Origin of the sequence: Pseudomonas sp. ME-P-057 (assembly GCF_030208975.1) — a bacterium.
Classification (GTDB): domain Bacteria; phylum Pseudomonadota; class Gammaproteobacteria; order Pseudomonadales; family Pseudomonadaceae; genus Aquipseudomonas; species Aquipseudomonas lutea.
The window spans coordinates 145,923-170,692 of the sequence record NZ_JARVSX010000005.1; the positions used below are offsets into that span (position 1 = coordinate 145,923).

Consider the following 24,770-nt stretch of genomic DNA (forward strand, 5'->3'; position numbering starts at 1 on the left):
AGCGGCTTGGCTACACTGCGCGCTCTTCACTTCATAAGCTGACAAACATGATTCGCTTGATTATGTGGGTCGCGTTGATCGCGGCGGCCATCTGGTTTTTCAAACGACTGGTCAAAGGCCCTGCTCCGCGGCCGAAACCCGCGACACCCGAGATCGACGCCGCGCCCATGGTGCGCTGTGCGCAATGTGGCGTGCATGTACCGCGTGACCGCGCCCTGAGTCAGGACCAGCAGTGGTATTGCACCCAGGCGCACCTGTTGAAAGGCCCGGCGGCACGTGACCGCTGAAAGCCTGTCGCTGACCACGCCTCAGGCCCAGCGCATTCTGCGGCTGTATCACCTGTACCGTCTCAGCATCGGGGTGCTGCTGGTGCTGTTGATCTCCAGCAGTCTGGACGCCGAGCTGCTGGAGCTTGCCGATATCGAGCTGTTTCGAATCGGCTGCTGGCTGTACCTGGTGCTCAACATCCTCGTGGTCGTGTTGCTTGAACGACCGACCCGGCAGGGTCAGCTGTTCGCGCTGGCCATGACCGACACGCTCATGCTGGCCGCGCTGTTCTACGCAGGCGGCGGTGCGCCGAGCGGCATCGGTAACCTGATCATCGCGTCGGTTGCAATCAGTAATGTGCTGCTGCGCAAGCGCACCGGGTTGCTGATTGCCGCCACGTCGGCGATCGGCATCATTTACCTGACGTTTTACATCAGCTACCACACACCGTCCGCCGCCAACCATTTCGTGCAGGCCGGCTCGCTCGGTGCCTTGTGCTTTGCGGCGGCGCTGTTGGTTCAGGCCCTTTCACGCCGCCTGCAGCTCAGCGAGGACATCGCCGAACGCCGTGCGGCAGACGTCGACAATCTCGAAGAACTGAACGCGCTGATCCTGCAGCGCATGCGCACCGGCATCCTGGTGCTCGACGAAGATCACAAAGTGCTTCTGGCCAACCAGAGCGCGCTGAACCTGCTGGGCCACGAGCGCCTGCTCGGCGAAATCATTGACGCCTATTCTCCACAGTTGATAGAGCGCTTGCGACAGTGGCTGAGCAACCCGTCAATGGCACCGCGCAGCATTACCACCTCAGCGATTGGCCCGGTGCTGCGCCCCGGTTTTATCGCATTGGCTCGCGGCGAGCATCGCCACACGCTGGTGTTTCTCGACGACCTCTCACAGATTTCACAACAGGCCCAGCAGCTTAAACTCGCCGCACTGGGAAGATTGACGGCCGGTATTGCCCATGAGATCCGCAACCCGCTGGGCGCGATCAGTCATGCTGCGCAACTGCAGCTGGAGTCGGACGAACTGAGCGGCCCGGACCGGCGGCTGAGTCAGATCATTCACGATCAGTCGCGACGGATGAATCAGGTGATCGAGAATGTTCTGCAGTTGTCTCGTCGACGTCAGACCGAACCCCACCTGCTCGATCTCAAGCAGTGGCTGGAAGATTTCGTTCGCCAGCTTCGCGACGAGTTGCCGGTCGGCCAAGCGGTGCACGTGGACATCAGCCCGGGCGTGCTCACCACGCAAATGGACGCCGAGCAACTGCACCAGGTGATGACCAATCTGGTGCAAAACGGTTTGCGCTACAGTGGTCACCTGCACCAAAGTGCCCAAGTCTGGCTAAGATTGTTTCAGGCCCCGCTCAGCGAACTCCCCACCCTGGAAGTCCTTGATGACGGACCGGGCGTCGCCCAGGAGCACCTTGCCAAGATTTTCGAGCCCTTCTTCACCACTGAAAGCAAAGGAACCGGCCTTGGGCTGTACCTGTCGCGCGAGCTGTGCGAAAGCAATCAGGCGAGCCTCAATTACACACCACGGAAAGGTGGCGGAAGCTGCATGCGGATAACCTTCGCCCATCCGTTCAAGCTGAGTTGAACATGAGCCAACGGCAAAAGATCCTGATCGTCGACGATGAGCCGGACATCCGCGAGCTGCTGGAAATCACGCTCGGGCGGATGAAGCTGGAGACCCGCAGCGCACGCAACGTCAAGGAGGCGCAGGAATGGCTGGCGCGCGAGCCCTTCGATCTGTGCCTGACCGACATGCGCCTGCCGGATGGCAACGGACTGGAGCTGGTGCAGCACATTCAGAAGCGTCACAACCAGGTCCCGGTGGCGATGATCACCGCACACGGCAACCTAGACACGGCTATTCATGCCCTGAAAGCCGGAGCCTTCGACTTCCTGACCAAACCGGTCGACCTGACTCGCTTGCGTGAACTGGTGAGCAGCGCCTTGCGTCTGCGAGTCGCACCCGCGGAAGATCATCGGATTGACCATCGTTTGCTCGGCAGCTCGCCGCCCATGCAGGCGCTGCGCAAGCAGATTGCCAAGCTGGCCCGCAGCCAGGCGCCGATCTATATCAGTGGCGAGTCCGGCAGCGGCAAAGAGCTGGTTGCCCGGCTGATTCACGAGCAAGGTCCACGCGCCGAGCAGCCGTTCGTGCCTGTTAACTGTGGGGCGATCCCGTCTGAGCTGATGGAGAGCGAATTCTTCGGGCACCGCAAAGGCAGCTTCACCGGCGCCCACGAAGACAAGCCCGGGCTGTTTCAGGCAGCCAACGGCGGCACCCTGTTTCTTGATGAAGTCGCCGATCTGCCGCTGGCGATGCAGGTGAAACTGCTGCGCGCCATACAGGAAAAATCAGTGCGCGCCATTGGCGGTCAGCAAGAGCAAGTGGTGGACGTTCGCGTGCTGTGCGCGACCCACAAGGACCTTAATCAGGAAGTGGCCGCAGGGCGTTTCCGGCAGGATTTGTATTACCGATTGAACGTCATCGAGCTGCGCGTACCGCCGTTGCGCGAACGGCGCGAAGACATCGAGGAAATTGCCAACGCGGTGCTTCGCCGCCTGACCGAATCTGCCGGCGAGCCTGCCACTCTCCTCCCGCCTCACGCGCTGGCGGCGCTCAAGGCTTACCGTTTCCCTGGCAACGTGCGTGAGCTGGAGAACATGCTCGAACGGGCCTACACGCTGTGCGAAACCGACCAGATCAGTACTGACGATCTGCGTCTGGCCGAACCCTCGCGCCCAGCCGAGCAGGACGGGCCGAGCCTGGCCGACATCGACAACCTGGAAGACTATCTGGAAAGCGTCGAGCGCAAGTTGATTCTGCAGGCGCTGGAAGAAACCCGCTGGAACCGCACGGCGGCGGCGCAGCGCCTGAATCTGACATTCAGGTCGATGCGCTACCGGTTGAAGAAACTGGGGCTGGAGTGATGGGTTCGATGATGCGCTGATAGGTCCCAAAAAGGGACCGACCGTTCCCTTTTTGGGACCTGTTCGTCGGCCGGACCACTCAACCGTTGAGCCTTCCCGCAGGCGCATAAGGCGTCTTATCAATGATCGGCGTTTCCCCCATCAGCAAATCCGTTAGCAACTGGCATGAAGCCGGCGCCAGCACCAAGCCGTTACGGTAATGCCCGCAGTTCAGCCACAAACCCGGGTGGCCCGGCACAGGCCCGATGAAAGGAATGCCGTCAGGCGAACCCGGCCGTAGTCCTGCCCAATGCCCGACGACCTGCGCATCGGCCAACGCCGGGATCAACTCGATGGCCGAAGCTTTCAAACTCTCAAGGGCCGTTTCGGTAGGCGTCTTGTCATAGCCTTCGTGCTCAAGCGTGCTGCCAATGAGGACATGCCCGTCACGCCGGGGGATGGCATAACGACCTTTGGCCAGGATCATGCTCGGCAAAAAGTCGGCGGCGCACTTGTAGAGGATCATCTGCCCTTTGACCGGCTCAACGGGCAGTGCCAGTCCCAAGCTGCTGAGCAAGTCCCCGCTCCAGGCACCTGCGGCCAAGACGACGTTGTCGCCCAGAACATCACCCTCCTCGGTCCTCACACCCGTTACCCGGTTGCCGTCACGCACGAAGCCGCTCACCTGGCAGTGCTCCCGAATCACAACGTTGGGCATCGCCATCAACGCGGCCTTCAACGACTTGACCAGACGCGGATTGCGAACGTTGGCGACGTCGGCCATGTGCACCGCACGCGAATACCCACCGCCCAAGACCGTCACAGCATCGTACACAGCGGAAATATCCACCGATGTCAGCGGACGCTGCATCCTCGCTGCCCACTCAAGGGCCTTCGCTTCATCATCAAGGTCCAGCCAGTAAAGGCCGGTCTTGTGGACTTCCGGGTCGATGCCTGTCATTGCCGAGAGACGCTCGGCAAGCCGCGGATAGAAATCCTGAGACCAGTGCGACAGCGCCGTGACGGCAGGGCTGTAGCGCCACGGGTACAGCGGCGAAACGATGCCGCCGCCCGCCCATGAGGATTCCTGCCCGACGAGCGAGCGGTCGAGCAGCGTCACGCTTCGGACCTTGGGGGCGAGGTTGAAGGCGGTCAGGAGACCGATGACGCCGCCGCCGATGATAACTACGTTTTGATTTAGCACAGCGGGCAGCGCTTGTTCATTTGCATGGATTCAACGGCCCCAGCAGTCTTTGTTCGACAGACCGGTGGAATTAGTGCGCAAGCCCGTGTTGGTGATCTGGAAGTTGCCGCACTTGTCGCCGTTCATCATGGAGCCGGGTTTGGGTGTCGCCGTCAAGATGAAGGTTGTAGCGTCGGGCACGACCATTTCAACCTTATACCAATCATTCGAACCTGCGACTGCCGCGTTGGTGTAGTAGCCATACTTGGTGAAGTAACGCTCCAGTACCTGACTCTGCTCCATCAGAACCCCTGCGATTTCCGCGCGATGAGTGCGCCTCACATACTCGGTATAACTGGGGTACGCGATCGCCGCCAGAATGCCGACGATGGCGACCACGATCATCAACTCTATCAGGGTAAAACCCCGTGCCTTACAGCCAGCCATTTCTCTTCCTCATCTCGTTTGCCGCCACATGATGCGCCGGTTTGAAACGCCACCCAACTCTGTCGCGACAGCAGGGTTGGCCGGGTCGCCGCTTAGAACAATTTCCTGATTGCCGTTGTCCTTATCCAGTGCTGCGGCCAGATAAGGCACACCGCCGCTCACCAGAAAGCCGCTGGAATTGTTATCAGCGCTGTTAATCTGCCGATCATTGTTGGTATCCAACACTGGATAACTGAGCATACGCCCGCTTAACGCGTCCAAATCCACGAATCTGCCTGACCCCGAACTGGAGCAGGGATCACCCGTGTCGACGATGGCCGTGGTAAATCGAACCCGCCCAAACGCTAGATCCGCAGGGTAGATAACCCGTTCCCCCGTAGCGACGTTGTTGTAGATCAGCGGGAGGTAGAAGCCCTTCTTGGCGGCGTAGTTCACGTCGTTTTGAGTGGTGGTAAAGAACTGTCCATTCGGGCCGCTGGACACTCCATTGATGGACTGCGCGACGAGGTCGGTTTCTCGGTAGTTGGCACTCGTAGCGTCATTGTCCCACACGGCATAAAACGCTTGAGTCGTGAGAGAGGTTTTGTCGGCAGTTTCAAGCAATTTGCCGGTTCCGAAGTAAACCATCTTGCCGCCGTTCGGATTGTTCGAAACCACCGGTTGCGCAGTAATGGGTTGATTCGCCCCGCCAGCAGCGGTGAACAGTGGACTGCCTCCCAACGCCACTTTCCAGGAGGCGGCAGTTTGTCCCCTGAAATCAAACTTCCACATCTGCCCTTTCAGATCACCTGCATAGGCATACTGAACCATGCTCTGGGCATCAACGCGCAACCTCACTGAGGACAGGCCGTTGTTGCCGGAGGTATCGACCGGTATCTCTCTGATCAGCGAGCCGTTGCTGACATCCACCACAAACAGTGACGCCACGCCGTTAGTGCTGCCATAACCATTGGCAATGAAAGCGGCCCATCGACCATCCGGCAATTGGGCCACCTCGGGCTTGGCGTAGGCGTACCCCATATTGGCGTATCCGGTAGAACCGCTGCTTATGTCCCAAAGCGCCTTGACGGTGTTTGACTTATCCGCGTTGAACAATTGCAACGCATAAAACCCTTTCCCCCCTGCTCCAGTACCGCCAATGGCCAGAGTTTTCCATGACGAAGCGAACTGCACGTCAACGATGGATATCTGGCCATCCACCAAAAACTTGTGGGAATCGCCGTTGATGTAATCCGTATCAGCGACGTAATGCAGGTTAGGAAGAACCGTGGACGGCATGTAGGCGTACCGTCTGGTTCCCAAGGCCGGGTCGATGACATTGACCAGCCCATCGTTGGCATTGACGACGAGACTAGGCGTCATCGACCCAGCCTTTATATCGAGGTAAGTGGTGTAACTGTTATCGGTGGCCGGGTCCGAAGCAGGGTTTGCCGTGGGAGAGGCATAAGCGAGCGGGGAATTAATCACATCCCCCAAAAGCACCGTCCGCGTTTTTAGCCCTGTTTTGTTCGTTCCCTTGCTCCACTCAACCAAGTCTGAGCCGGACACTCCCAATGGGAGATTGAGGCTGAGTGCCAACTGCTGCGGTAACGAAAAGCTGAGGAACGAGAGAGGGATGACTTTGTTCGTCAGGGTATTCCAGGACTCATAGGTTGATTTAATACCCGGAACAATCTGTAGATCGGTGGACCAGTTGGGCTGAGCCGTGTTGACGGTGCCATCTGCTGCAATCGCCAATGACTTGATCGTGCCGCGCCAGTCAGTGGGATCATATTGGGTCTGAAAGAAAACAGAACTGCTCGAGAGCGAAGAGGAGTTCGAGGCTGCGCCGCCCCCGGTGCCTGCGCGAGAAGTAATGTCATTCAGCGCGGCCGACAATGCCGCGTTAAGGCCCGCGCTGTCGGTTGCCTGATAATAGGTTCCTTTGCCGTAAACGGCCGCGTCTGAGAGCATGGCGTTCGCGGCTGTGAAGCCCACGGTGTAGGTGAACATATTCTGCTTGATGAAATCTGGCGCATCCCAACTCTTGCTTGCGCCATCGGTACCGCCGGTTCTCATATCGATGTCGTAAGCAAATTTTGCGATGTCGTCGAGGTAAAGCGTGTCGCCCTCGCCGTCGCCATTGAGGTTGTCCCCGTCGTTATTTTTGCCATCCCAATTCGGCAAACTCGCGCCGCCCTGGGGATCGTTGGTGGGGAAAGTCCGGTCGTAAGTGGGCAACCCATCGGTGATCACGACACCATAGTTGCGTTGGCAGCGGTACTGGATGGGGCTCGTATAAGTCTTTGGCGTCGTGTTGTAGTAGGGCGCCAATCCGCGGAAATACCGGGTTACTTCATAGTACGTCTCGGCCAATGGCGTGTTCGCAATTGCAGCCAAGCCGTTGATGGAGGAAATCAGCGCGTTGTAATTTGTATTGGCCTGGGCAGTCGTAGTGGAAGCTGTCTGGGACAGATCGTTGACCTCCCTGGCGATATAACCGCCGGGGCCGGAATTACCGGCAGCAGGGGGGTTGAAGGTCGCCAAACCGATTCGCAAATTCCGATTACTTGCGACCAGCGCCGCAGAGACGTTGCGAGCAACGTTGATTCGATAATCGTTAGGGACCGCTTTATCCGTTGTGTAGTCTTTGTATGAAGCAGTAGTAGCGTAAAGCAAGTAGCTGATGTAAGCGGTGCTGTATCGGGTATTACCGTTGCCGACCGGGTCTGGCAGTTTCAGACACACCACACTGTTCGTGGAAACCTTGTAAAAACCGTCATAACCCGCAAGGCACCCCCCTCCCCGTAAATTCCCGACGAAGTAATTGGTATCAGTCATGTCGAGGCTGTTAACGTTGAAACAGCTGAAATCCGAACTGCAGTTGTAGACCTGTGTTGGCACCGCATTGGGATCGAACCCGGCGGCCCAGATGATGCTGTTCATACTGCCGGAGTCGTCCACCAGCAGCATGACATTCGGCGTGACGGAACCTGCAGTCAATAAGGGCGAGTCCGAAGGAATAAACGCGGCGTAAGCTGTCGCCGAACCATAAAGACCGAAAAATGCCCCCAGCAAGAGCCCGCAGACATACTGTTTGGCTTTGCGGTACCACTCAACGCTTGGCATAGATACTTTCCACTACAGTTCGCGAATTACCGGAGACGCCAACACCTGTGATGCGATACAGGGTCCACGACTTGCTTTCATCCCACCCTACCGAATTGACATTCACCGGATCTTTGGTCGTGGCTATTTTCTGGGCTGCCCAAAATCCGTTTGTCACCGCTACCCACGTTACGCCGGACGCAGCGCTGACTCCCGCTTTTATCTCATTGACGTTATCAGCCGGTGGCGCGCATTTCGTGCACGTCGCCAGTGTGTAGCTGCTTGCCTGCACGGCCGCTTCACCTGCACGCACGGCTGCTTCGGCAAACTGAAATGACTCATTGCGCAGCTTGACGCTGCCCGACATTTTTTCCTGAAAAGTCGCGCTCTGCATCGAAGATATGCCGACCAGCGTCAGGAGCAAGAGGAAAACGAGGCTTACGATCAGCGCCATTCCTTGCTCGCGAAAGGGGGTAAGTGGAAAGGCTCTTTGTGTCGCTGCTTTCACTGTGGCGCACCTAGTAGAGACGATTACGCAACGCGATCAAAACGCTGAACGACTGACTTTGGACCCGGTTAGTCGGGTCTTTCAGCACGAGCGTGATACGCACACTGCGCACCAGATCAGTGTTGCCAGGGTTGGCGGTGTATCCAGTAACCACGGGGCCCGAGGCCGCACTGGCCGTGCCAAACATCAACTGAAACTTATCCACGTTATTAACGATGGCTGCCCCTCCCAGCATCAGTTGGTTATTAACAACCTGGTACTCAAGCTGCCGTATAGGGAACGCCAACTGTCCTGCCGCAGGAGCCACTGCCCCTGATCTGGCTGTCGCCGAGGATTTGCAGTCGGAGAGAACTGTCCAGGAAGGTGTGCCTCCGTTGTTTCCCACATCAGCGGTCACTAGCGTCAGCTTTGCAGTGGCGTTATCCCATCGAATCGGCGTCGCCTGCGCGGCTGCGAAATCAGCTTTAGCGCTCGCGTCAGTGACGGTCGCCAGGCAGCCGAACATGCCTACCATACGAATTTCCTGCGACAACTTCGTAAGAATGAAACGCGCATCTTCTTGCATCGCGGCGGACGCGTTCTGCGTCGAATAAGTATTTTTCGCAGAAATAAAGATCTGAATGATCCCGGCTACGATCAGCAGCCCCAACAATAACGAGATCATGATCTCTATCAGGCCGAAGCCTCTGGCACGATGCTTCATGGCGTCGCCTTAGGGTCTGCCACAACGCGACTCTTTACGCTGAAGGTTTGCTGCGCATTTGCTGTGTTGGTCGCACGCGCATCGTTCCAAATTACCGAAATCATGACCCAGCCGTTCTGTACTGTGATGACCCCCTCGCCAGTGGGTCCAGCGAAGTTAGTGATGTTGTTTTTAAAATCCACCAAATCCTGGGTTCGCGGAACGTTCAAGTTCGCCGCCGCAGGTGCGGCAGCCAAGGAAGACAAACGGTAATCCGCATCTGGATTGGCACGAATGCGGTCCATCATGTCGTAAGCCACAAAGCTGGCCTGACTGCTCATTGTCGAACTATCGGTGTACTTCAATGCGTTCAGCTGCAGCGCAGCCGCTCCCAACAATCCAATGGCCAGGACAAGCAGCGCCACGAGTACTTCAATGAGCGTCATGCCTTGCTGCGAGTAGTCGATTTTCGCGCTCATATGCAATTACCCAATACGATGCGCCCGCTTAGGCAAATGTTGATCACCCTGCTGGTGGTGCCGCGGGTATAAGTAATGCTCAGCGCGGCGGCAGGCGTTGGCACCGGGGCAGCCAAACCGCCCAGATTATTGAAATCGATAGCGCTCGGATTCCCGTTGACGGTCAGCACTGAGCCCGTGTCCATTGCGGATAGCACACGCAACGTCGTGACAGAAGGCGTTGCAGGGTCGACGATACTGAGTTGCGTATTCCATGCGCTTCCGGCAACCGTTGGCGTGATGCGAATCACAGTCCCACTGTTTATCGCCTGCTGCCGTGCATAGTTGAGAAAACGCTGAAAGTCGCTGACTTCCGTATCTGCCTTGGTGTTTTGAATCGCCGTGCTAAAACTCGGAACGGCGATGGCGGCGAGGATGCCCACCAGCGTCAGCGTCACCAACAACTCAATCAGCGTAAAACCCCGACACCGTTTGGGCATTTAATCTCTCCTTAATGGAGAAATTGTATCGCAACCGTTTGTTTCAGGATTTAACGAGGGGATGTGTGGCGGTTTTCCCCTGATGAACGCCCCAACCACCCTGCCCACGGAAGGCAGTGCCTCGCCAAACTTAACGCCCCCAACACCCCGACACACTGGCAGCCCCGGACATCCCGACATTGTCCCGCCTGCCGGTGTTACTCAGCACAAAGCTGCCGCAGGCATCTCCGGCCATCACTCCTCCTGCCAGCGGCTGCGCTGTGAGCAAAAACCCTCGCTCGCTCCGCTCTGCGGTTATCTGATAAAAACCGTTCCCCAAGGACACTTCATGGCTAAACGCCGGCGGCCCGGTGACGTCCGAGTATTGCCCAGTCCGTGAGTGAAACCGCTCCAGTTTTTGCGCCTCTTCAACCAGCAACCCAACAATCTCGGAGCGGCGGGTTTTGCGGGTGTATTCGGTGTATTGCGGGTATGCCACCGTGGCCAGAATCGCGACGATGGCAACGGCGATCAGCAGTTCGATCAGGGTGAAACCGGTGCGTGGTTTATTCATTGTCGCTGCCGCCACATCACGCGACCTGCTTGCGTATGAATGCTTTCGAGCACGGTGCGAGAGTGGCCTGCGATGCCAATGGCGGTCACCCGATACAAACGCCAGATCTGGTCACCCCCGCCTCCGGCAGGCTGGTCAGTCTCGCCGACGTGCTGGACGCCGTAGTACCCGCCGCTCGTTTTAACCCAATTTATCCCTGAGGGCACACTGATGCCGCTACCGGATAGGCTCAGCGCTTCGGGCGGCGGGAGGCAACTTGCAGGACTTGAACAGGCCGCAAGGGCGAACGTGGGTGACAGAATCTTCGCCTCGGCGATGCGCAGCGCGGTCTCGGCCGACTGAAATGAAGCGTTGCGCTGCGTGAGGCTGCCGGCCACTTTTTCCTGAAGCGTGGCGTTCTGCATCGACGACGTCGCCAACAGGGTCAGCAGCAACAGAAATACCAGACTTATGATCAACACCGCGCCACGTTGGGCATGCATGGTCATGCCCTCACCCCAGCCGATTACGGATGGCGGCGACAACATCGACGGTTTGCTCTTGCACCCGCCCTGCGGGGTCGAACAGGGTCAGGGTCATTCGCACACTGCGGATCAGGGAGGGCTCGGCCGTGGCGGCGTACCGGGTGATTGAGCGGTCGTTGATCGAGTCGGCAACGCCAAACAACACGCTGAACGCGCGCACATTGCTCACCAACGGCTGACCATTCAGGGACAGCTCGTTACGCGACGGGTTGAAGCGATAGACCTGTTTATGCACCGACATGGCCGTTTCGCTGGCTGCGGGTCGGGGTGCGCGGCCCGTTGAATAAGCGGTCGCGGTCGAAGCGCAATCCGTGTGAATGACCCACGTAGACCAACCCCCGCCCTCCCCGGCGGCGGCCGTGGCGAGAGTCAGCGTCCGCGTGCTTGCGTCCCAGTGAATCGGCTCATCAAACGCTCTGGAGAACCCACTGCCGGCGCTTGCGTCGTCGATTTTCCCCAAACAACCGAACATGCCGACCAATCGCACCTCCTGCACGATTTTGCTGAGCAGGAATCTGGCGTCTTCCTGCAGGCTGGCGGACGATGCTTGACTGGCGTAGCTGCTCTTTGAGCTGATGAATATCTGCGTCAAAGCCAGCGACATCACCAAGCCCAACGCCAGAGACAACATGACCTCGACGAGACCAAATCCCTTCTGCCACATGTTCATGGCTGTGCGCTCCGCCCAGCGGAGACATCGGCCGTCAGCGTGAGCGTCTGCTGCGGCGTGGCCTCCTGGCTGGCGCGGGAATCGTCCCAGCTCAACGTGAGGGTAACGGTCGAACCCGCCACCGCAATCGTGGCCTCGGCATCGTCGCCGACTGCGCGCTTCAACTGCGTCGAAAAGTCGTACAGGTCTTGCTGGCGAGGCACCGCCAGATTGCCAGAGGTGGGCGCCTGGCTCAACGAAGAGAGTGCATAGCTGGCGCCCGGGTTGGCACGGATGCGTTCGAAAAGATCGTTTGCGATGAAGCTGGCATGCATGCTGCGCATTGAGCTGTCGGTGTATTTCAGCGCGTTGAGCTGGAGCATCGCCACGCCCAGTATTCCAACACTGAACACCAATAACGCGACCAGCACTTCGATCAATGTCATCCCTGACTGCATCGTCCTTGCTCCCATGACCCACCTCTGCCATTCGCTGTGCAGAGACCATTGAAGCCGATGCGCCGACACTTGCCCGGCGGATGTGTAACGACGGCTTGCAGACACACCGGCTCACAATGGGCCCGGTTGTCAGCGGCCGTGAGGAGGTGTTTGCTTGAGCGCCGCATTCAACGGAAGAAGCTCGTGAAGCAGCAAGGACTGACGCTGATAGAACTGCTGACAGGCTTGGTGATAGTGGGCATTGCTGCCTCGCTGGCCATTCCCGCCTTCGGACAACTGATCGACGCACAGCGGCGGCAGGACACCGCTCAACAGCTGGCGAGCGGGCTGCGACTGGCCCGGGCCGAGGCAATACTTCGCGGTCAGCCGGTGATGGTCCAGGCGCAAGACGGTGACTGGAGCCGAGGCTGGAATGTATTTGCGGACCCCAACCGCAATCAGGTCAGGGACGAGGATGAGCCGGCTCTGAGCGAATTCGTCACGCCCAGAAATGTTCGGGTGATAGGCAACAGCAAAGTGGCTGTACGGATCGGTTTTGACAACACGGGCCGGCTGCTGAACAACGCCAACGGGACGCTGGCGGTGTGTCTCAAGGACGTACCCGCCAGTCACTACCAGTTGGCGGTCGCAGTGACCGGCAGGGTCACGCTGCGAACCGAGGGGTTCGGCAGCGAACCTTGCGCATGATGCTGTGACAGGATGAGCGGATTACAGCAGCGACTTGACGCGCAATTCTTTCGGCATCGAGAAGGTGATGTTTTCCTCACGCCCCGCTAACTCGTCCTCGCCGGTCGCCCCCCATGCGTGCAGCTGCCGGATCACGCCACGTACCAGCACCTCGGGAGCCGAAGCCCCGGCAGTGATGCCGATGCGCGCCGCCCCGTCGAACCAGCTGCGCTGCATGTCCTCGGCGCCGTCGATGAGATACGCCGGGGTCGACATGCGCTCGGCCAGTTCGCGCAGACGGTTGGAGTTGGAGCTGTTCGGGCTGCCGACCACCAACACCACGTCGCACTCATCGGCCAGCTGTTTGACCGCGTCCTGACGGTTTTGCGTGGCGTAGCAGATGTCGTCCTTGCGCGGGCCGCCAATGGCCGGGAATCGAGTGCGCAGGGCATCGATCACGCGGCTGGTGTCGTCCATCGACAGCGTGGTCTGGGTCACGAACGCGAGTTTATCGGGGTTGTTCACCTGAAGATTGGCAACGTCTTCTTCGTCTTCGACAAGGTAGATCGCGCCGCCATTGCTGGCGTCGTACTGACCCATGGTGCCTTCGACTTCAGGGTGGCCGGCGTGGCCGATCAGGATGCACTCGCGCCCATCGCGGCTGTAGCGCGCCACCTCGATGTGCACTTTGGTCACCAGCGGACACGTTGCGTCGAACACCTTCAGTCCGCGCCCCGCGGCTTCAGTGCGCACGGCCTGGGAAACGCCGTGGGCACTGAAGATCACGATGACGTCGTCCGGCACCTGATCGAGCTCTTCGACGAAGATCGCGCCACGACTGCGCAGGTCTTCGACGACAAATTTGTTATGAACCACTTCATGGCGCACGTAAATCGGCGGGCCAAACACTTCAAGCGCGCGATTGACGATTTCGATCGCACGGTCCACCCCGGCGCAGAAGCCACGTGGGTTGGCGAGTTTGATTTGCATGATGTGCCTCGTGTCTACGCGCAATGAAACATAAAAACGATAAGGCCCCGAACGGTGCCGGGGCCACGGGCTCTGGTGGTACTCAGAGCGCCTTGACCTCGAAGATTTCGACTTCGAACGTCAACGTTTTGCCAGCCAGCGGATGATTGAAGTCGACGGTGACCTGATCCTCGTCAATGGCTTTCACCACGCCGGGCAGCTCGGTATTCGCCGCATCGTTGAAAATCACCAGCAGCCCTTCGGACAGCTCCATGTTCTGAAACTGCGAACGAGGCATGATCTGCACGTTCTGCGGGTTCGGCTGACCAAAAGCGTTTTCCGGTGGCACCTGAAGCGTGCGCTTGTCGCCAGCCTTGAACCCGAAAATCAACGCTTCAAAGCCCGGCAGCAGGCTGCCATCGCCGACTTTGAAAGTGGCCGGGGCCTTGTCGAATGTGCTGTCGACCGTGTCGCCGTTTTCCAGGTGCAGCGCGAAATGCAGCGTGACTTCCGTGTTCTGACCGATGCGGGTTTCCTGAGTAGCGTGTTCGGTCATCGACTGATCAGTCATTGACGGTTTCTCCGGTTTTCTTGCTCTTGAACATGTCCAGAGCCAGCATGATCGCGCCAACGGTAATGGCGCTGTCCGCGACATTGAAGGCCGGGAAGCCGTGGTCCTTCCAATGCACGAAGATGAAATCTATGACATGGCCGATGAAGATTCGGTCGTACAGATTGCCCAGGGCTCCGCCGAGAACCAGGGCGAGGGCAATCGCCAGCCAGGTTTCGTCGCGCCCTAGCCGCTTGAGCCAGATCACCAGCACCACGCTGACCACCACGGCAATCAGCGCAAACAACCAGCGCTGCCAGCCGGAGCTGTCGGCCAAAAAGCTGAACGCAGCACCGGTGTTGTACGCCAGCATCCAGCTGAAGTAATCAGGGAGAATGACGATCTGCTCGTACAGCTCCAGGCGGTTTTCGAAGTAGAACTTGCTGGCCTGGTCAATGACCACCACCAGCACGCTCAACCACAGCCAGCCCAGTCGGCCCATACGCCCAGCCGGTGCATTAGGCATAGTGACGAACCTCGCCCGCGCCGCTGATATTATCGACGCAACGACCGCATATCTCCGGATGCTCGGCATTGATGCCTACGTCCTCGCGGTGATGCCAGCAGCGTGCGCACTTGGCGTGACCGGATTTGACGACCTTGAGCTTCAGGCCGGCCACTTCCGTCACGACGGCATCGGCCGGAGCGCTGACGAACGGTGCAACGCTCGCTGTCGAGGTGATCAATACAAAGCGCAGCTCATTGCCCAGTTTGGACAAATCCGCGACCAGCGCGTCTTCGGCGTAAAGCGTGACCTCGGCCTGCAGGTTGCCGCCAATGGCTTTGGCCGCGCGCAGGTTTTCCATTTCCTTGTTCACCGCGACCTTCACCGCCATGACGCGCTCCCAGTAAGCGCGATCCAGCTCGAAGCCTTCCGGCAGCTCGCTCAGCGCTTGATACCAGGTATTGAGCATGACTGACTCGTTGCGCTCACCCGGCAGGTACTGCCACAACTCATCGGCAGTAAACGCCAGGATCGGCGCAATCCAGCGCACCAGCGCCTCGGAGATGTGAAACAGTGCCGTCTGGCAGGAACGACGCGCCTTGCTGTTGGCACCGGTGGTGTACTGGCGATCCTTGATGATGTCCAGATAGAAACCGCCCAGCTCCTGCACGCAGAAGTTGTGCACTTTCGAGTAGACGTTCCAGAACCGGTACTCGCCGTAATGCTCTTCCAGCTCACGCTGAAGCAAGAGCGCACGGTCCACCGCCCATCGGTCCAGCGCCAGCATGTCTTCGGCCGGCAGCAAGTCGGTGGCCGGGTTAAAGCCGGTCAGGTTCGAGAGCAGGAAGCGCGCCGTGTTGCGGATACGTCGATACGCATCGGCGCTGCGCTGCAGAATAGTGTTGGAGACGGCCATTTCACCGGAGTAATCGGTCGCCGAAACCCACAGGCGCATGATGTCGGCGCCCAGCGTGTCGTTGACCGTTTGCGGCGCGATGACGTTGCCCAGAGACTTGGACATCTTGCGGCCGTTCTCGTCCACAGTGAAACCGTGGGTGAGCAGCTCGCGGTATGGCGCATGATTGTCGATGGCGCAGCCGGTCAGCAACGACGAGTGGAACCATCCACGGTGCTGGTCCGAGCCTTCCAGGTACAGGTCAGCGCGAGGGCCGCTCTCGTGGCCCATCGGGTGAGAGCCACGCAGCACGTGCCAGTGCGTGGTGCCGGAATCGAACCAGACGTCCAGCGTGTCGGAGATCTTGTCGTACTGCGGTGCTTCGTCACCGAGCAGCTCGGCAGCGTCCATTTTGAACCAGGCTTCAATGCCTTCTTTCTCGACGCGCTGTGCAACTTGCTCCATCAACTCGACGGTACGCGGGTGAAGCTCGCCGCTTTCCTTGTTCAGGAAAAACGGGATCGGTACACCCCAGTTGCGCTGACGGGAAATACACCAGTCAGGACGATTGGCAATCATGGAATGCAACCGTGCCTGGCCCCATGCAGGGACGAACTTTGTTTCTTCGATGGCCTTCACCGCGCGATTGCGCAAGGTGTCGCCCGACGTCGGTTGCTTGTCCATGCCGACGAACCACTGCGCCGTGGCGCGGTAGATCAGCGGGGTTTTATGCCGCCAGCAGTGCATGTAGCTGTGGGTGATGGTTTCGGTGTGTATCAACGCACCGACTTCGGTCAGCTTGTCGATGATCGGCTGGTTGGCCTTGAAGATGAACTGGCCGCCAAAAAACTCCAACGACGGGCTATACACGCCGTTGCTTTGCACCGGGCTGATGATGTCGTCGTTGGTCAGGCCATAGCTTTTGGAGATGACAAAGTCATCCACGCCATAAGCCGGCGAGCAGTGGACAACGCCAGTGCCAGCACCCAGTTCAACGTATTCGGCCAGGTACACCGGCGACAGACGATCGTAGAACGGATGACGGAAGTTGATCAGCTCAAGCGCTGCACCGGGGGCCGTCGCCAGCACCGAACCTTCGAGGTTCCAGCGCTTGAGGCAGGACTCAACCAACTCTTCGGCCAGCACCAGCAGACGCTCGCCGGTATCGACCAATGCATAGATGAATTCAGGGTGAACGTTGAGGGCCTGGTTCGCCGGGATGGTCCACGGGGTGGTGGTCCAGATCACGACGGCAGCGGGCTTGCTCAGGTTTGCCAGGCCGAAGGCCGCGGCCAGTTTGTCGGCATCGGCAATCGGGAAAGCCACGTCGATGGTGGACGATTTCTTGTCCTGATATTCGACTTCCGCCTCAGCCAACGCTGAACCGCAATCGAAACACCAGTTGACCGGCTTCAGGCCCTTGAACACGAAGCCGTTCTTGACCATTTCAGCGAGCGCGCGGATTTCTCCGGCCTCGTTGGAGAAGTCCATGGTGCGGTAAGGGTTGGCCCAGTCGCCCAGGACGCCCAGACGAATGAATTCGGCCTTCTGGCCTTCGATCTGCTCGGCAGCGTAGGCACGGCACAGCTCGCGGGTCTTGTCCGCAGGCAGATTTTTGCCGTGGGTGACTTCGACCTTGTGCTCGATCGGCAGACCGTGACAGTCCCATCCCGGAACGTAAGGCGCATCGAAGCCCGCCAGGGTCTTCGAGCGGACGATCATGTCCTTGAGAATCTTGTTAACCGCATGACCGATGTGAATATTGCCGTTGGCGTACGGAGGACCGTCGTGCAGCACGAACTTGGGACGATCCTTGCCAATTTCGCGCAGCTTCTGGTACAGGCCAATGCTGTCCCAGCGCTGCAGAGTTTGCGGCTCGCGCTGGGGCAGGCCGGCCTTCATCGGGAAGGCGGTGTCCGGAAGATTAAGCGTGGCTTTGTAGTCGGTCATTTCAGGCTCTAAAGTTTAGCGGTTGGTCGTGCCAGTGGGCACGAGCGGCAGCGACATCCGCATCGATCGCCGTCTTGAGCGCCTCAAGTGAGGCGAAGCGCTGCTCATCACGCAGCTTCTGGTGGAATACCACCGTCAAACGCCGGCCATAGATATCGCCGGTAAAATCCAGAAGGTGAATCTCCAGGTGGGGACGTCCATCGCCCGCCACGCTTGGCCGCACGCCAATATTGGCGACGCCCGGCCAGACCTTGCCGTCTATTTGCGCGCTGACCAGATACACACCGGTCAACGGCACGCGACGACGCTTCAACTGCACGTTGGCGGTAGGCGTACCCAACTGGCGCGCCAGTTTCTGGCCATGAAGGACCCTGCCGGAGATCTCGAACGGGCGCCCCAGCAAATGGGCAGCGAGGGCAAAGTCTGCGGCAGCCAGCGCATCGCGCACTTTGGTACTGCTGACGCGGACGCCATCGATCTCGACGGTCTGCGCGGCCTCTACGGTAAAACCTTTTTCGGCGCCGACCTTCTGCAGGAAATCAAAATCACCGATTCGGTCGCAACCAAAGCGGAAGTCGTCGCCGACCTCAAGATGCCTCACGCCCAGCCCGTGAATCAGCACGGTGTCTACGAACTCGGATGCACTGAGCTTGCTGAAGCGTTGATTGAAGGCGAGACACAGCACCAGATCAACACCCTCCCCGGCGAGCAAATCGAGTTTGTCACGCAGGCGGGCCAGACGTGCCGGCGCCGCATCAGGGGTGAAAAACTCGCGCGGTTGAGGTTCGAAGATGACCACACAACTGGGCAGGCCCAACTCGACGGCGCGCTCGCGCAGGCGTGCCAGGATAGCCTGATGGCCCCGGTGAACACCGTCGAAGTTGCCAATGGTGGCGACGCAGCCCCGGTGCTGCGGGCGCAGATTGTGAAGGCCTCGAACCAGCTGCATAACGCGCTTCTTGCTCATAAAGTGGCCGATTATAACCACACACCGTCGCCAACGACAGGCGACACATCCGGGCAAACCACAACAATCGACGTTAACCGGCAGAAAACGACGACTGATCCTACAGGATCGCCTTGCGGGCAAAGTGCCTGACCCGGAAGCCCAGCAGCAGCAAAGTGCCGAAATACGCCACCACACCTGCCAGGACCAACGCCCCCAGGCGCAGGAATCGTTGAAGCATTTCGCCATCCGACCAGGCCGGCATTACATGCATCAGCCCAAGCAGCACGGCGGACATCACCGCCACGGCAAAAATCAGCTTGCCCAAAAACATCGGCCAACCCGGCTGTGGCTGAAACAAATCCTGTTTGCGCAGCTGCCAGAACAACAGCAAGGCGTTCAAACACGCCCCTACACTGATCGCCAGGGCCAGGCCGGCATGCGCCAGGTGAATACCGTAGACGAACAACACGTTGAACAGCTGAGTAACTATGAGGGTGAAGATCGCGATTTTCACCGGGGTGCGAATATTTTGTTGTGCATAAAACCCTGGCGCGAGCACTTTGATAACGATGATTCCCAGCAGCCCTACCGAATAAGCGACCAGCGCACGCTGGGTCATTGCCGCGTCTTCGCCGTCGAACTTGCCGTACTGGAACAGCGAAACCGTCAGCGGTTCGGCCAGCAACCCCAGCGCCAGGGTGCAGGGCAACACCAGCAGAAAACACAGGCGCAGCCCCCAATCGAGAATCCGTGAGTATTCATGGCGATCCCGGCTGGCATAGGTCTTCGAAAGGATAGGCAGCAGGATCGTGCCCAGCGCCACACCGAGCACGCCGGACGGCAACTCCATAAGCCGGTCGGCGTAGTACATCCAGGACACCGAACCGGCGACCAGGAAGGACGCGAATATCGTGTTGATGATCAGGGAAATTTGACTGACGGAAACCCCGAGCATCGCTGGCAACATCTGCTTCATGACGCGCCACACGCCTGTATCGCGAAGATTGAGGCGCGGCAGCACCAGCATGCCGATCTTCTTCAGGTGCGGAAGCTGATAAAGAAGTTGCAGCAGCCCGCCTGCCAGCACAGCCCACCCTAGCGCCATGACAGGCGGGTGGAAGTACGGCGTCAGGAACAGCGCGAAGAAGATCATCGCCAGGTTAAGCAGCGTCGGCACGAACGCCGGGACGGAGAAGCGGTTCCAGGTGTTAAGGATCGCGCCTGCCAGCGACGACAACGAGATCAGCAATATATAAGGAAAGGTCACCCGCAACAGGTCGGAGGTGAGTTGGAATTTTTCGGGCGTGTCGGCGAAACCCGGCGCAGTTGCCCAGATGACCCAAGGCGCGAAAACGATGCCCAGTACGGTGACAACCGCCAAGGCCAGGGTCAGCAAGCCGGTGACATAAGCGACAAAGGTGCGGGTCGCTTCTTCACCCTGCTGGCTTTTGTATTCCGCCAGAATCGGTACAAACGCCTGGGAGAAGGCGCCTTCGGCAAAAATGCGGCGCAACAGATTGGGCAACTTGAACGCGATGAAAAAGGCGTCGGTGGCCATTCCGGCACCAAAAGCGCGTGCAATGATGGTATCGCGGACAAAGCCCAGCACCCGCGAAAGCATCGTAATAGAGCTGACGGCGGCGAGCGATTTGAGTAGGTTCATCGAAAGGTTGTACGCCTGACCAAAGGAAGCGCCAAAGCGCGTTCCATATATGCGATACTCCGCGCCGCAAAACAGCTCAGAGCCAAAGCCCGCGAGTTTACAGGTCGCACGCCGGAAAGAAATCACCTCGGCACCACCATGCGACCACTCAGCGGAACGCATCAACCGCCCTTGACAAGCATCAAACTCATCGGCATGATTCGCGGCCTATTTTGTTAGCTATTTCCCAAGTCTTTCGAGGAGCTCGACGGTGGCCAACACACCTTCCGCCAAAAAACGTGCAAAACAGGCTGAGAAGCGTCGCAGCCACAACGCCAGCATGCGTTCCATGGTTCGTACCTACATCAAGAATGTAGTTAAAGCCATCGACGCTAAAGACGCTGAAAAAGCGCAAGCTGCTTATGTTCTGGCTGTGCCAGTTATCGACCGTATGGCCGATAAAGGCATCATCCACAAGAACAAAGCTGCTCGCCATAAAGGTCGCCTGAATGGCCACATCAAGGCTCTGAACCTTGCTGCTGCAGCCTAAGCGATCAGCTTGTTAAAAAACCGACCTCAGGGTCGGTTTTTTATTGCCTTCGATTTGAGCCTGCTACATCAAGGCGCGGGCGCCGGCGTCCATGGGAGGATCGGAATCGCCGTCACAGCATTCTGTGGGCTGCCTTCAATGACCTTGTCGCTATAGACCAGATACACCAGGGTATTGCGCTTCTTGTCGAGGAATCGCACGACCTGCATGGTCTTGAACACCAGCGAGGTCCGCTCTTTGAACACCTCGTCGCCGTCTTTCAGCTGCTCCTTGAAATGAATAGGCCCCACCTGGCGGCAAGCGATGGATGCTTCAGCGCGATCTTCAGCCAGACCCAGCCCACCTTTGACCCCACCTGTTTTCGCACGAGACAAATAGCACGTCACGCCATCGACTTTGGGGTCGTCGAATGCCTCGACCACAATCCGGTCGTTCGGCCCCACCATTTTGAACACGGTGGACACCTGACCGATTTCTTCAGCCGACGCCAGCAACGGCAACATCAACAACGCGCCCACCAGCCCTTTTATGACTCGCATGTATGCTTCCTTTTCTAATGATGGACTTCAGACCAGAATCAGGTTGTCGCGGTGCACCAGCTCTGGCTCAGCCATGTAACCCAAGGCCTTGACGATAGCGTCCGAGGGCAGGCCAATGATCTTCTGCGCTTCGAGCGCACTGTAATTGCTAAGACCCCGGGCAATCTCGCGGCCATCGGCGGCCACGCAAACCACCATCTCCCCACGACGAAAACTGCCCTGCACAACCTTTACGCCAACCGGCAGCAGACTCTTGTGGCTTTGGGTCAGCGCAGTCACCGCGCCTTCGTCCAGCACCAGCGTGCCGCGCGTTTGCAGGTGCCCGGCAAGCCATTGCTTGCGGGCAGCAAGCATCTCGCGCTCGGGGGACAGCAAAGTACCCAAGCGCTCCCCCGCCTTGAGACGAGCCAGTACGCGCTCGATACGCCCCCCGACAATCACCGTGTGCGCACCGGACCGTGCAGCCAGACGAGCCGCACGCAATTTGGTCTGCATGCCGCCACGCCCCAGCGCACCGCCAGTGCCACCAGCGACCGCATCAAGCGCAGGGTCGTCGGCCCGGGCCTCGTAGATAAGCTGCGCCTCGGGGTTGTTGCGAGGGTCGGCATCGAACATGCCGTCGCGATCGGTCAGGATGACCAGCAGGTCGGCCTCAACCAGGTTGGCGACCAGAGCAGCCAACGTGTCGTTGTCACCAAAACGGATCTCGTCGGTGACAACCGTGTCGTTTTCATTGATGACAGGCACTACGCCCAACTCAACCAGCGTGCGCAGCGTGCTGCGTGCGTTCAGGTAGCGCTTGCGATCGGAAAGGTCGTCGTGGGTCAGCAGAATCTGCGCGGTGTGGCGCTGATGCTCGGCGAAACTGGATTCCCAGGCCTGCACCAAACCCATCTGGCCTATCGCCGCAGCCGCCTGGAGCTCGTGCATCGCACTCGGTCGTACAGTCCAGCCCAGGCGGCTCATACCGGCCGCTACCGCGCCGGACGACACCAGGACCAGTTCGACACCCGCCTCATGCAGGGCCACCATCTGCTCGACCCAAACGCCCATCGCGTTGCGATCAAGACCTTTGCCGTCCGCTGTCAGCAGCGCACTTCCGATCTTTACCACCCAACGCTGGGCACCTGTCACCTTGCTCCGCATGATCTTTCAACCTTAAGCCAGAGAGTCCGAATTCTAGATACTAAAACGCCGCTTCAAGAGCGGCGCTGTAGTTTACTGCAGTCGATCAGTCGCGGACGTAAATGATTTCCGGACCATCTTCATCGTCGACGTCTTCTTCATCCCAATCATCATCGCCAATGTCATGCACGCTCTTCACGCCACTACGGCGCAAGGCACGCTGATCATCCAGCGCCTGCAACTGGGCGCGAGCCTCGTCTTCGATGCGCTGATCCAGCTCGGCGAGCTCGGCAGCGTATGCCGGATCGTTGGCCAGACGGTCAGCACGATCTTCGAGATAACGCATGATGTCGTGGGTCAGACGGTCAGTGCCCTCTTTGGCGATGGCCGAGATGACGTACACAGGACCGGTCCACTCCAGGCGATCAATGATCTCCTGCTTACGGGCTTCGTGCTCCTCTTCAAGGATCTGGTCGCACTTGTTGAGCACCAGCCAGCGGTCACGGTCTGCCAGCGCTGGGCTGAACTTGACCAGCTCATTGACGATGACTTCGGCGGCATCCGGCGCACTGCTTTCATCCAGCGGTGCCATGTCGACGAGATGCAGCAACAGACGCGTGCGCGCAAGGTGCTTGAGGAAACGAATACCCAGGCCGGCGCCATGGGAGGCACCTTCGATCAGGCCGGGAATGTCGGCAACCACGAAGCTTTTCCAGCGATCGACACTGACAACACCCAGGTTCGGCACCAGGGTGGTGAACGGATAATCAGCAACCTTCGGCTTGGCCGCAGAGACAGACCGAATGAACGTGCTCTTGCCAGCGTTCGGCAACCCGAGCAGACCGACATCAGCCAGCACTTTCAGCTCCAGCTTCAGATCGCGTTGCTCGCCCGGCTTGCCGGGCGTGGTCTGACGTGGCGCGCGGTTGGTACTGGACTTGAAACGCGTGTTACCCAGACCGTGCCACCCGCCATGCGCTACCAGCAGACGCTGGCCGGCCTTGGTCAGGTCGCCTATCACTTCCTGAGTACCGGCATCGATTACCGTGGTGCCGACCGGCACGCGCAGCACGAGCTCCTCACCCTTGCGGCCGGTGCAGTCGGTGCTGCCGCCATTCGAACCGCGCTCGGCATCGAAATGGCGGGTATAGCGATAGTCGACCAGGGTGTTGAGGTTTTCGTCAGCGATCATGTAGATCGAGCCGCCGTCACCACCATCACCACCGTTCGGACCACCGTTCTCGATGAATTTCTCGCGACGGAAGCTCATGCAACCGTTCCCGCCGTCACCGGCCTTTACTCGAATGGATACTTCATCAACAAATTTCATAGCGCACGCCTCCCGTCGCAAAGACGAGCAAACAACATAAATTCATAAGGCTCTTGCAAAGATGAGCGTTGCGATACCGATCAAAAACCAGCGACTACACACCACAACGGCCCACACAAACAGCTTTGCAAGAGACTCACCAGAAACAGGACCTTTTACAAACGAAAAAGCCCTGTCATCGACAGGGCTTTTCAGCTCAGGGTTGTGAGGGCCAGGCCCTCACAACCCTGAACGCAAGATTATGCCGCGACTTCAGTCTTTGGCACGATGCTTACGTAGCGACGACCGAAGGCGCCTTTAACCTGGAACTTGATCACGCCTTCGACTTTAGCGAACAGGGTGTGATCCTTGCCCATACCAACGCCGTAACCAGCGTGGAACTGGGTGCCGCGCTGACGCACGATGATGTTGCCCGGAACGATAACCTGGCCGCCATACATCTTCACGCCAAGGCGTTTGGCTTCTGAGTCGCGACCGTTACGGGTACTACCACCAGCTTTTTTGTGTGCCATGAGTCAATTCTCCTAGTGAGGATTAGGCTGAAATTAAGCCTGAATACCGGTGATTTTGATCTCGGTGTACCACTGGCGGTGGCCCATACGCTTCATGTGGTGCTTACGACGACGGAACTTGATGATGCGGACTTTATCGTGACGACCTTGGGAGATCACTTCAGCCACAACGGTAGCGCCGGCAACAACTGGAGCGCCGATGTTCACGTCGTCGCCATTGGCAACCAACAGAACGCGATCAAAGGTAACGGATTCGCCGGTAGCGATTTCCAGTTTTTCAATCTTCAGGTATTCACCTGGGGCGACTTTGTACTGCTTGCCGCCAGTAACGATTACTGCATAAGACAT

At 58.7% G+C, this 24,770-nt stretch carries 27 protein-coding genes; 5 read left to right on the top strand and 22 right to left on the bottom strand.

The features are described 5' to 3' along the window. Positions 1 to 47: 47 nt before the first annotated feature. Genes QRN48_RS02790 through QRN48_RS02800 form a run of 3 tightly spaced genes read left to right on the top strand, consistent with a single transcriptional unit; the run spans position 48 to position 3,212 of the window. Entirely contained in the window at positions 48 to 287 is a 240-nt protein-coding gene (locus QRN48_RS02790; RefSeq protein WP_037015376.1) for a PP0621 family protein, read from the top strand. After that, positions 277 to 1,869, top strand: coding sequence for a sensor histidine kinase (locus tag QRN48_RS02795; RefSeq protein ID WP_191942827.1), 1,593 nt, complete (start codon positions 277 to 279; stop codon positions 1,867 to 1,869). Before QRN48_RS02790 ends, QRN48_RS02795 begins: the two co-directional genes overlap by 11 nt. Before the next feature lie 2 nt (positions 1,870 to 1,871). Next, positions 1,872 to 3,212 (top strand): sigma-54-dependent transcriptional regulator, encoded by a 1,341-nt coding sequence (locus QRN48_RS02800; protein WP_037015382.1) that lies wholly within the window; start codon positions 1,872 to 1,874, stop codon positions 3,210 to 3,212. A gap of 79 nt (positions 3,213 to 3,291) precedes the next feature. Here the strand turns inward: QRN48_RS02800 and thiO are convergent, their stop codons facing one another. The 11 genes from thiO to pilV (QRN48_RS02855) form a co-directional block, all read right to left on the bottom strand. Next, positions 3,292 to 4,395 (bottom strand): glycine oxidase ThiO, encoded by a 1,104-nt coding sequence (gene thiO / locus QRN48_RS02805; protein ID WP_191942826.1) that lies wholly within the window; start codon positions 4,393 to 4,395, stop codon positions 3,292 to 3,294. Positions 4,396 to 4,425: 30 nt separating this feature from the next. Beyond that, a complete protein-coding gene (locus tag QRN48_RS02810; protein ID WP_285348748.1) occupies positions 4,426 to 4,821 on the bottom strand; it encodes a type IV pilin protein in 396 nt (131 codons plus the stop codon). A gap of 9 nt (positions 4,822 to 4,830) precedes the next feature. Further along, positions 4,831 to 7,929, bottom strand: coding sequence for a pilus assembly protein (locus QRN48_RS02815; RefSeq protein ID WP_285348750.1), 3,099 nt, complete (start codon positions 7,927 to 7,929; stop codon positions 4,831 to 4,833). Next, a complete protein-coding gene (locus QRN48_RS02820; RefSeq protein WP_285348751.1) occupies positions 7,916 to 8,362 on the bottom strand; it encodes a pilus assembly PilX family protein in 447 nt (148 codons plus the stop codon). Before QRN48_RS02820 ends, QRN48_RS02815 begins: the two co-directional genes overlap by 14 nt. Positions 8,363 to 8,426: 64 nt before the next feature. Further along, positions 8,427 to 9,119: a PilW family protein gene (locus QRN48_RS02825; protein ID WP_191942823.1), complete on the bottom strand. Its 693-nt coding sequence runs from the start codon at positions 9,117 to 9,119 to the stop codon at positions 8,427 to 8,429. Continuing rightward, positions 9,116 to 9,577, bottom strand: coding sequence for a type IV pilus modification protein PilV (pilV, locus tag QRN48_RS02830; RefSeq protein WP_285348754.1), 462 nt, complete (start codon positions 9,575 to 9,577; stop codon positions 9,116 to 9,118). Before pilV (QRN48_RS02830) ends, QRN48_RS02825 begins: the two co-directional genes overlap by 4 nt. Continuing rightward, complete coding sequence (locus QRN48_RS02835) at positions 9,574 to 10,056, bottom strand: GspH/FimT family pseudopilin (RefSeq protein ID WP_037015400.1); 483 nt, start codon at positions 10,054 to 10,056, stop codon at positions 9,574 to 9,576. Before QRN48_RS02835 ends, pilV (QRN48_RS02830) begins: the two co-directional genes overlap by 4 nt. A 130-nt stretch (positions 10,057 to 10,186) precedes the next feature. Further along, a complete protein-coding gene (locus QRN48_RS02840) occupies positions 10,187 to 10,609 on the bottom strand; it encodes a type IV pilin protein (protein WP_285348757.1) in 423 nt (140 codons plus the stop codon). Beyond that, positions 10,606 to 11,097: a pilus assembly PilX family protein gene (locus tag QRN48_RS02845; protein WP_285348758.1), complete on the bottom strand. Its 492-nt coding sequence runs from the start codon at positions 11,095 to 11,097 to the stop codon at positions 10,606 to 10,608. Before QRN48_RS02845 ends, QRN48_RS02840 begins: the two co-directional genes overlap by 4 nt. A gap of 4 nt (positions 11,098 to 11,101) precedes the next feature. Next, positions 11,102 to 11,803 (bottom strand): PilW family protein, encoded by a 702-nt coding sequence (locus tag QRN48_RS02850; RefSeq protein ID WP_285348759.1) that lies wholly within the window; start codon positions 11,801 to 11,803, stop codon positions 11,102 to 11,104. After that, entirely contained in the window at positions 11,800 to 12,255 is a 456-nt protein-coding gene (gene pilV / locus QRN48_RS02855) for a type IV pilus modification protein PilV (protein ID WP_285348760.1), read from the bottom strand. Before pilV (QRN48_RS02855) ends, QRN48_RS02850 begins: the two co-directional genes overlap by 4 nt. A 168-nt stretch (positions 12,256 to 12,423) precedes the next feature. Between pilV (QRN48_RS02855) and QRN48_RS02860 the strand changes: the two genes are divergently transcribed. Beyond that, positions 12,424 to 12,927 (top strand): GspH/FimT family pseudopilin, encoded by a 504-nt coding sequence (locus QRN48_RS02860; RefSeq protein ID WP_191942817.1) that lies wholly within the window; start codon positions 12,424 to 12,426, stop codon positions 12,925 to 12,927. A 21-nt stretch (positions 12,928 to 12,948) separates the two neighbouring features. On the opposite strand, the gene ispH is transcribed toward QRN48_RS02860, so the two are convergent. The 6 genes from ispH to murJ all read right to left on the bottom strand — a co-directional run bounded on the left by ispH (position 12,949) and on the right by murJ (position 20,387). Then, the gene (ispH, locus tag QRN48_RS02865; protein WP_285348761.1) at positions 12,949 to 13,896 is read right to left on the bottom strand and encodes a 4-hydroxy-3-methylbut-2-enyl diphosphate reductase; all 948 of its coding nucleotides are present in this window, start codon (positions 13,894 to 13,896) and stop codon (positions 12,949 to 12,951) included. Between the two features lie 82 nt (positions 13,897 to 13,978). Beyond that, entirely contained in the window at positions 13,979 to 14,446 is a 468-nt protein-coding gene (gene fkpB, locus QRN48_RS02870) for an FKBP-type peptidyl-prolyl cis-trans isomerase (protein ID WP_285348763.1), read from the bottom strand. Next, the gene (gene lspA, locus QRN48_RS02875) at positions 14,439 to 14,951 is read right to left on the bottom strand and encodes a signal peptidase II (RefSeq protein WP_285348764.1); all 513 of its coding nucleotides are present in this window, start codon (positions 14,949 to 14,951) and stop codon (positions 14,439 to 14,441) included. The genes fkpB and lspA overlap by 8 nt, the downstream gene beginning before the upstream one ends. Further along, positions 14,944 to 17,775 carry an isoleucine--tRNA ligase gene (gene ileS / locus QRN48_RS02880; protein WP_285348765.1) on the bottom strand — a complete coding sequence of 944 codons (2,832 nt, stop codon included), beginning with the start codon at positions 17,773 to 17,775 and terminating at the stop codon, positions 14,944 to 14,946. The genes lspA and ileS overlap by 8 nt, the downstream gene beginning before the upstream one ends. Position 17,776: 1 nt before the next feature. Next, complete coding sequence (gene ribF / locus QRN48_RS02885; protein ID WP_037015422.1) at positions 17,777 to 18,724, bottom strand: bifunctional riboflavin kinase/FAD synthetase; 948 nt, start codon at positions 18,722 to 18,724, stop codon at positions 17,777 to 17,779. Positions 18,725 to 18,842: 118 nt separating this feature from the next. Beyond that, positions 18,843 to 20,387 (bottom strand): murein biosynthesis integral membrane protein MurJ, encoded by a 1,545-nt coding sequence (gene murJ, locus QRN48_RS02890; RefSeq protein WP_191942813.1) that lies wholly within the window; start codon positions 20,385 to 20,387, stop codon positions 18,843 to 18,845. 250 nt (positions 20,388 to 20,637) lie between these two features. On the opposite strand from murJ, the gene rpsT reads away from it, so the two are divergent. Then, positions 20,638 to 20,916 carry a 30S ribosomal protein S20 gene (gene rpsT, locus QRN48_RS02895; protein WP_037015424.1) on the top strand — a complete coding sequence of 93 codons (279 nt, stop codon included), beginning with the start codon at positions 20,638 to 20,640 and terminating at the stop codon, positions 20,914 to 20,916. 68 nt (positions 20,917 to 20,984) lie between these two features. Here the strand turns inward: rpsT and QRN48_RS02900 are convergent, their stop codons facing one another. The 5 genes from QRN48_RS02900 to rplU form a co-directional block, all read right to left on the bottom strand. Beyond that, a complete protein-coding gene (locus QRN48_RS02900; RefSeq protein WP_191942812.1) occupies positions 20,985 to 21,455 on the bottom strand; it encodes a CreA family protein in 471 nt (156 codons plus the stop codon). Positions 21,456 to 21,482: 27 nt separating this feature from the next. Beyond that, a complete protein-coding gene (proB, locus tag QRN48_RS02905) occupies positions 21,483 to 22,601 on the bottom strand; it encodes a glutamate 5-kinase (RefSeq protein WP_285348766.1) in 1,119 nt (372 codons plus the stop codon). Between the two features lie 85 nt (positions 22,602 to 22,686). Continuing rightward, positions 22,687 to 23,910, bottom strand: coding sequence for an Obg family GTPase CgtA (gene cgtA / locus QRN48_RS02910; RefSeq protein ID WP_037015431.1), 1,224 nt, complete (start codon positions 23,908 to 23,910; stop codon positions 22,687 to 22,689). A gap of 239 nt (positions 23,911 to 24,149) precedes the next feature. Beyond that, complete coding sequence (rpmA, locus tag QRN48_RS02915) at positions 24,150 to 24,422, bottom strand: 50S ribosomal protein L27 (RefSeq protein ID WP_037015434.1); 273 nt, start codon at positions 24,420 to 24,422, stop codon at positions 24,150 to 24,152. Between the two features lie 33 nt (positions 24,423 to 24,455). Further along, positions 24,456 to 24,770 carry a 50S ribosomal protein L21 gene (rplU, locus tag QRN48_RS02920; RefSeq protein WP_003176051.1) on the bottom strand — a complete coding sequence of 105 codons (315 nt, stop codon included), beginning with the start codon at positions 24,768 to 24,770 and terminating at the stop codon, positions 24,456 to 24,458.

Excerpts from the sequence above, each read along its gene's own strand:
- QRN48_RS02790 (WP_037015376.1), top strand. The coding sequence starts at position 48 with ATGATTCGCTTGATTATGTGGGTCGCGTTGATCGCGGCGGCCATCTGG.
- cgtA (WP_037015431.1), bottom strand. The coding sequence starts at position 23,910 with ATGAAATTTGTTGATGAAGTATCCATTCGAGTAAAGGCCGGTGACGGC.
- QRN48_RS02820 (WP_285348751.1), bottom strand. The coding sequence starts at position 8,362 with ATGGCGCTGATCGTAAGCCTCGTTTTCCTCTTGCTCCTGACGCTGGTC.
- QRN48_RS02810 (WP_285348748.1), bottom strand. The coding sequence starts at position 4,821 with ATGGCTGGCTGTAAGGCACGGGGTTTTACCCTGATAGAGTTGATGATC.
- proB (WP_285348766.1), bottom strand. The coding sequence starts at position 22,601 with ATGCGGAGCAAGGTGACAGGTGCCCAGCGTTGGGTGGTAAAGATCGGA.
- QRN48_RS02840 (WP_285348757.1), bottom strand. The coding sequence starts at position 10,609 with ATGAATAAACCACGCACCGGTTTCACCCTGATCGAACTGCTGATCGCC.
- QRN48_RS02850 (WP_285348759.1), bottom strand. The coding sequence starts at position 11,803 with ATGAACATGTGGCAGAAGGGATTTGGTCTCGTCGAGGTCATGTTGTCT.
- murJ (WP_191942813.1), bottom strand. The coding sequence starts at position 20,387 with ATGAACCTACTCAAATCGCTCGCCGCCGTCAGCTCTATTACGATGCTT.
- fkpB (WP_285348763.1), bottom strand. The coding sequence starts at position 14,446 with ATGACTGATCAGTCGATGACCGAACACGCTACTCAGGAAACCCGCATC.
- rpmA (WP_037015434.1), bottom strand. The coding sequence starts at position 24,422 with ATGGCACACAAAAAAGCTGGTGGTAGTACCCGTAACGGTCGCGACTCA.
- QRN48_RS02815 (WP_285348750.1), bottom strand. The coding sequence starts at position 7,929 with ATGCCAAGCGTTGAGTGGTACCGCAAAGCCAAACAGTATGTCTGCGGG.
- lspA (WP_285348764.1), bottom strand. The coding sequence starts at position 14,951 with ATGCCTAATGCACCGGCTGGGCGTATGGGCCGACTGGGCTGGCTGTGG.
- QRN48_RS02845 (WP_285348758.1), bottom strand. The coding sequence starts at position 11,097 with ATGACCATGCATGCCCAACGTGGCGCGGTGTTGATCATAAGTCTGGTA.
- QRN48_RS02800 (WP_037015382.1), top strand. The coding sequence starts at position 1,872 with ATGAGCCAACGGCAAAAGATCCTGATCGTCGACGATGAGCCGGACATC.
- pilV (WP_285348754.1), bottom strand. The coding sequence starts at position 9,577 with ATGAGCGCGAAAATCGACTACTCGCAGCAAGGCATGACGCTCATTGAA.
- ispH (WP_285348761.1), bottom strand. The coding sequence starts at position 13,896 with ATGCAAATCAAACTCGCCAACCCACGTGGCTTCTGCGCCGGGGTGGAC.
- QRN48_RS02900 (WP_191942812.1), bottom strand. The coding sequence starts at position 21,455 with ATGCGAGTCATAAAAGGGCTGGTGGGCGCGTTGTTGATGTTGCCGTTG.
- rplU (WP_003176051.1), bottom strand. The coding sequence starts at position 24,770 with ATGTCTTATGCAGTAATCGTTACTGGCGGCAAGCAGTACAAAGTCGCC.
- QRN48_RS02825 (WP_191942823.1), bottom strand. The coding sequence starts at position 9,119 with ATGAAGCATCGTGCCAGAGGCTTCGGCCTGATAGAGATCATGATCTCG.
- ileS (WP_285348765.1), bottom strand. The coding sequence starts at position 17,775 with ATGACCGACTACAAAGCCACGCTTAATCTTCCGGACACCGCCTTCCCG.
- ribF (WP_037015422.1), bottom strand. The coding sequence starts at position 18,724 with ATGCAGCTGGTTCGAGGCCTTCACAATCTGCGCCCGCAGCACCGGGGC.
- QRN48_RS02835 (WP_037015400.1), bottom strand. The coding sequence starts at position 10,056 with ATGCCCAAACGGTGTCGGGGTTTTACGCTGATTGAGTTGTTGGTGACG.
- pilV (WP_285348760.1), bottom strand. The coding sequence starts at position 12,255 with ATGGGAGCAAGGACGATGCAGTCAGGGATGACATTGATCGAAGTGCTG.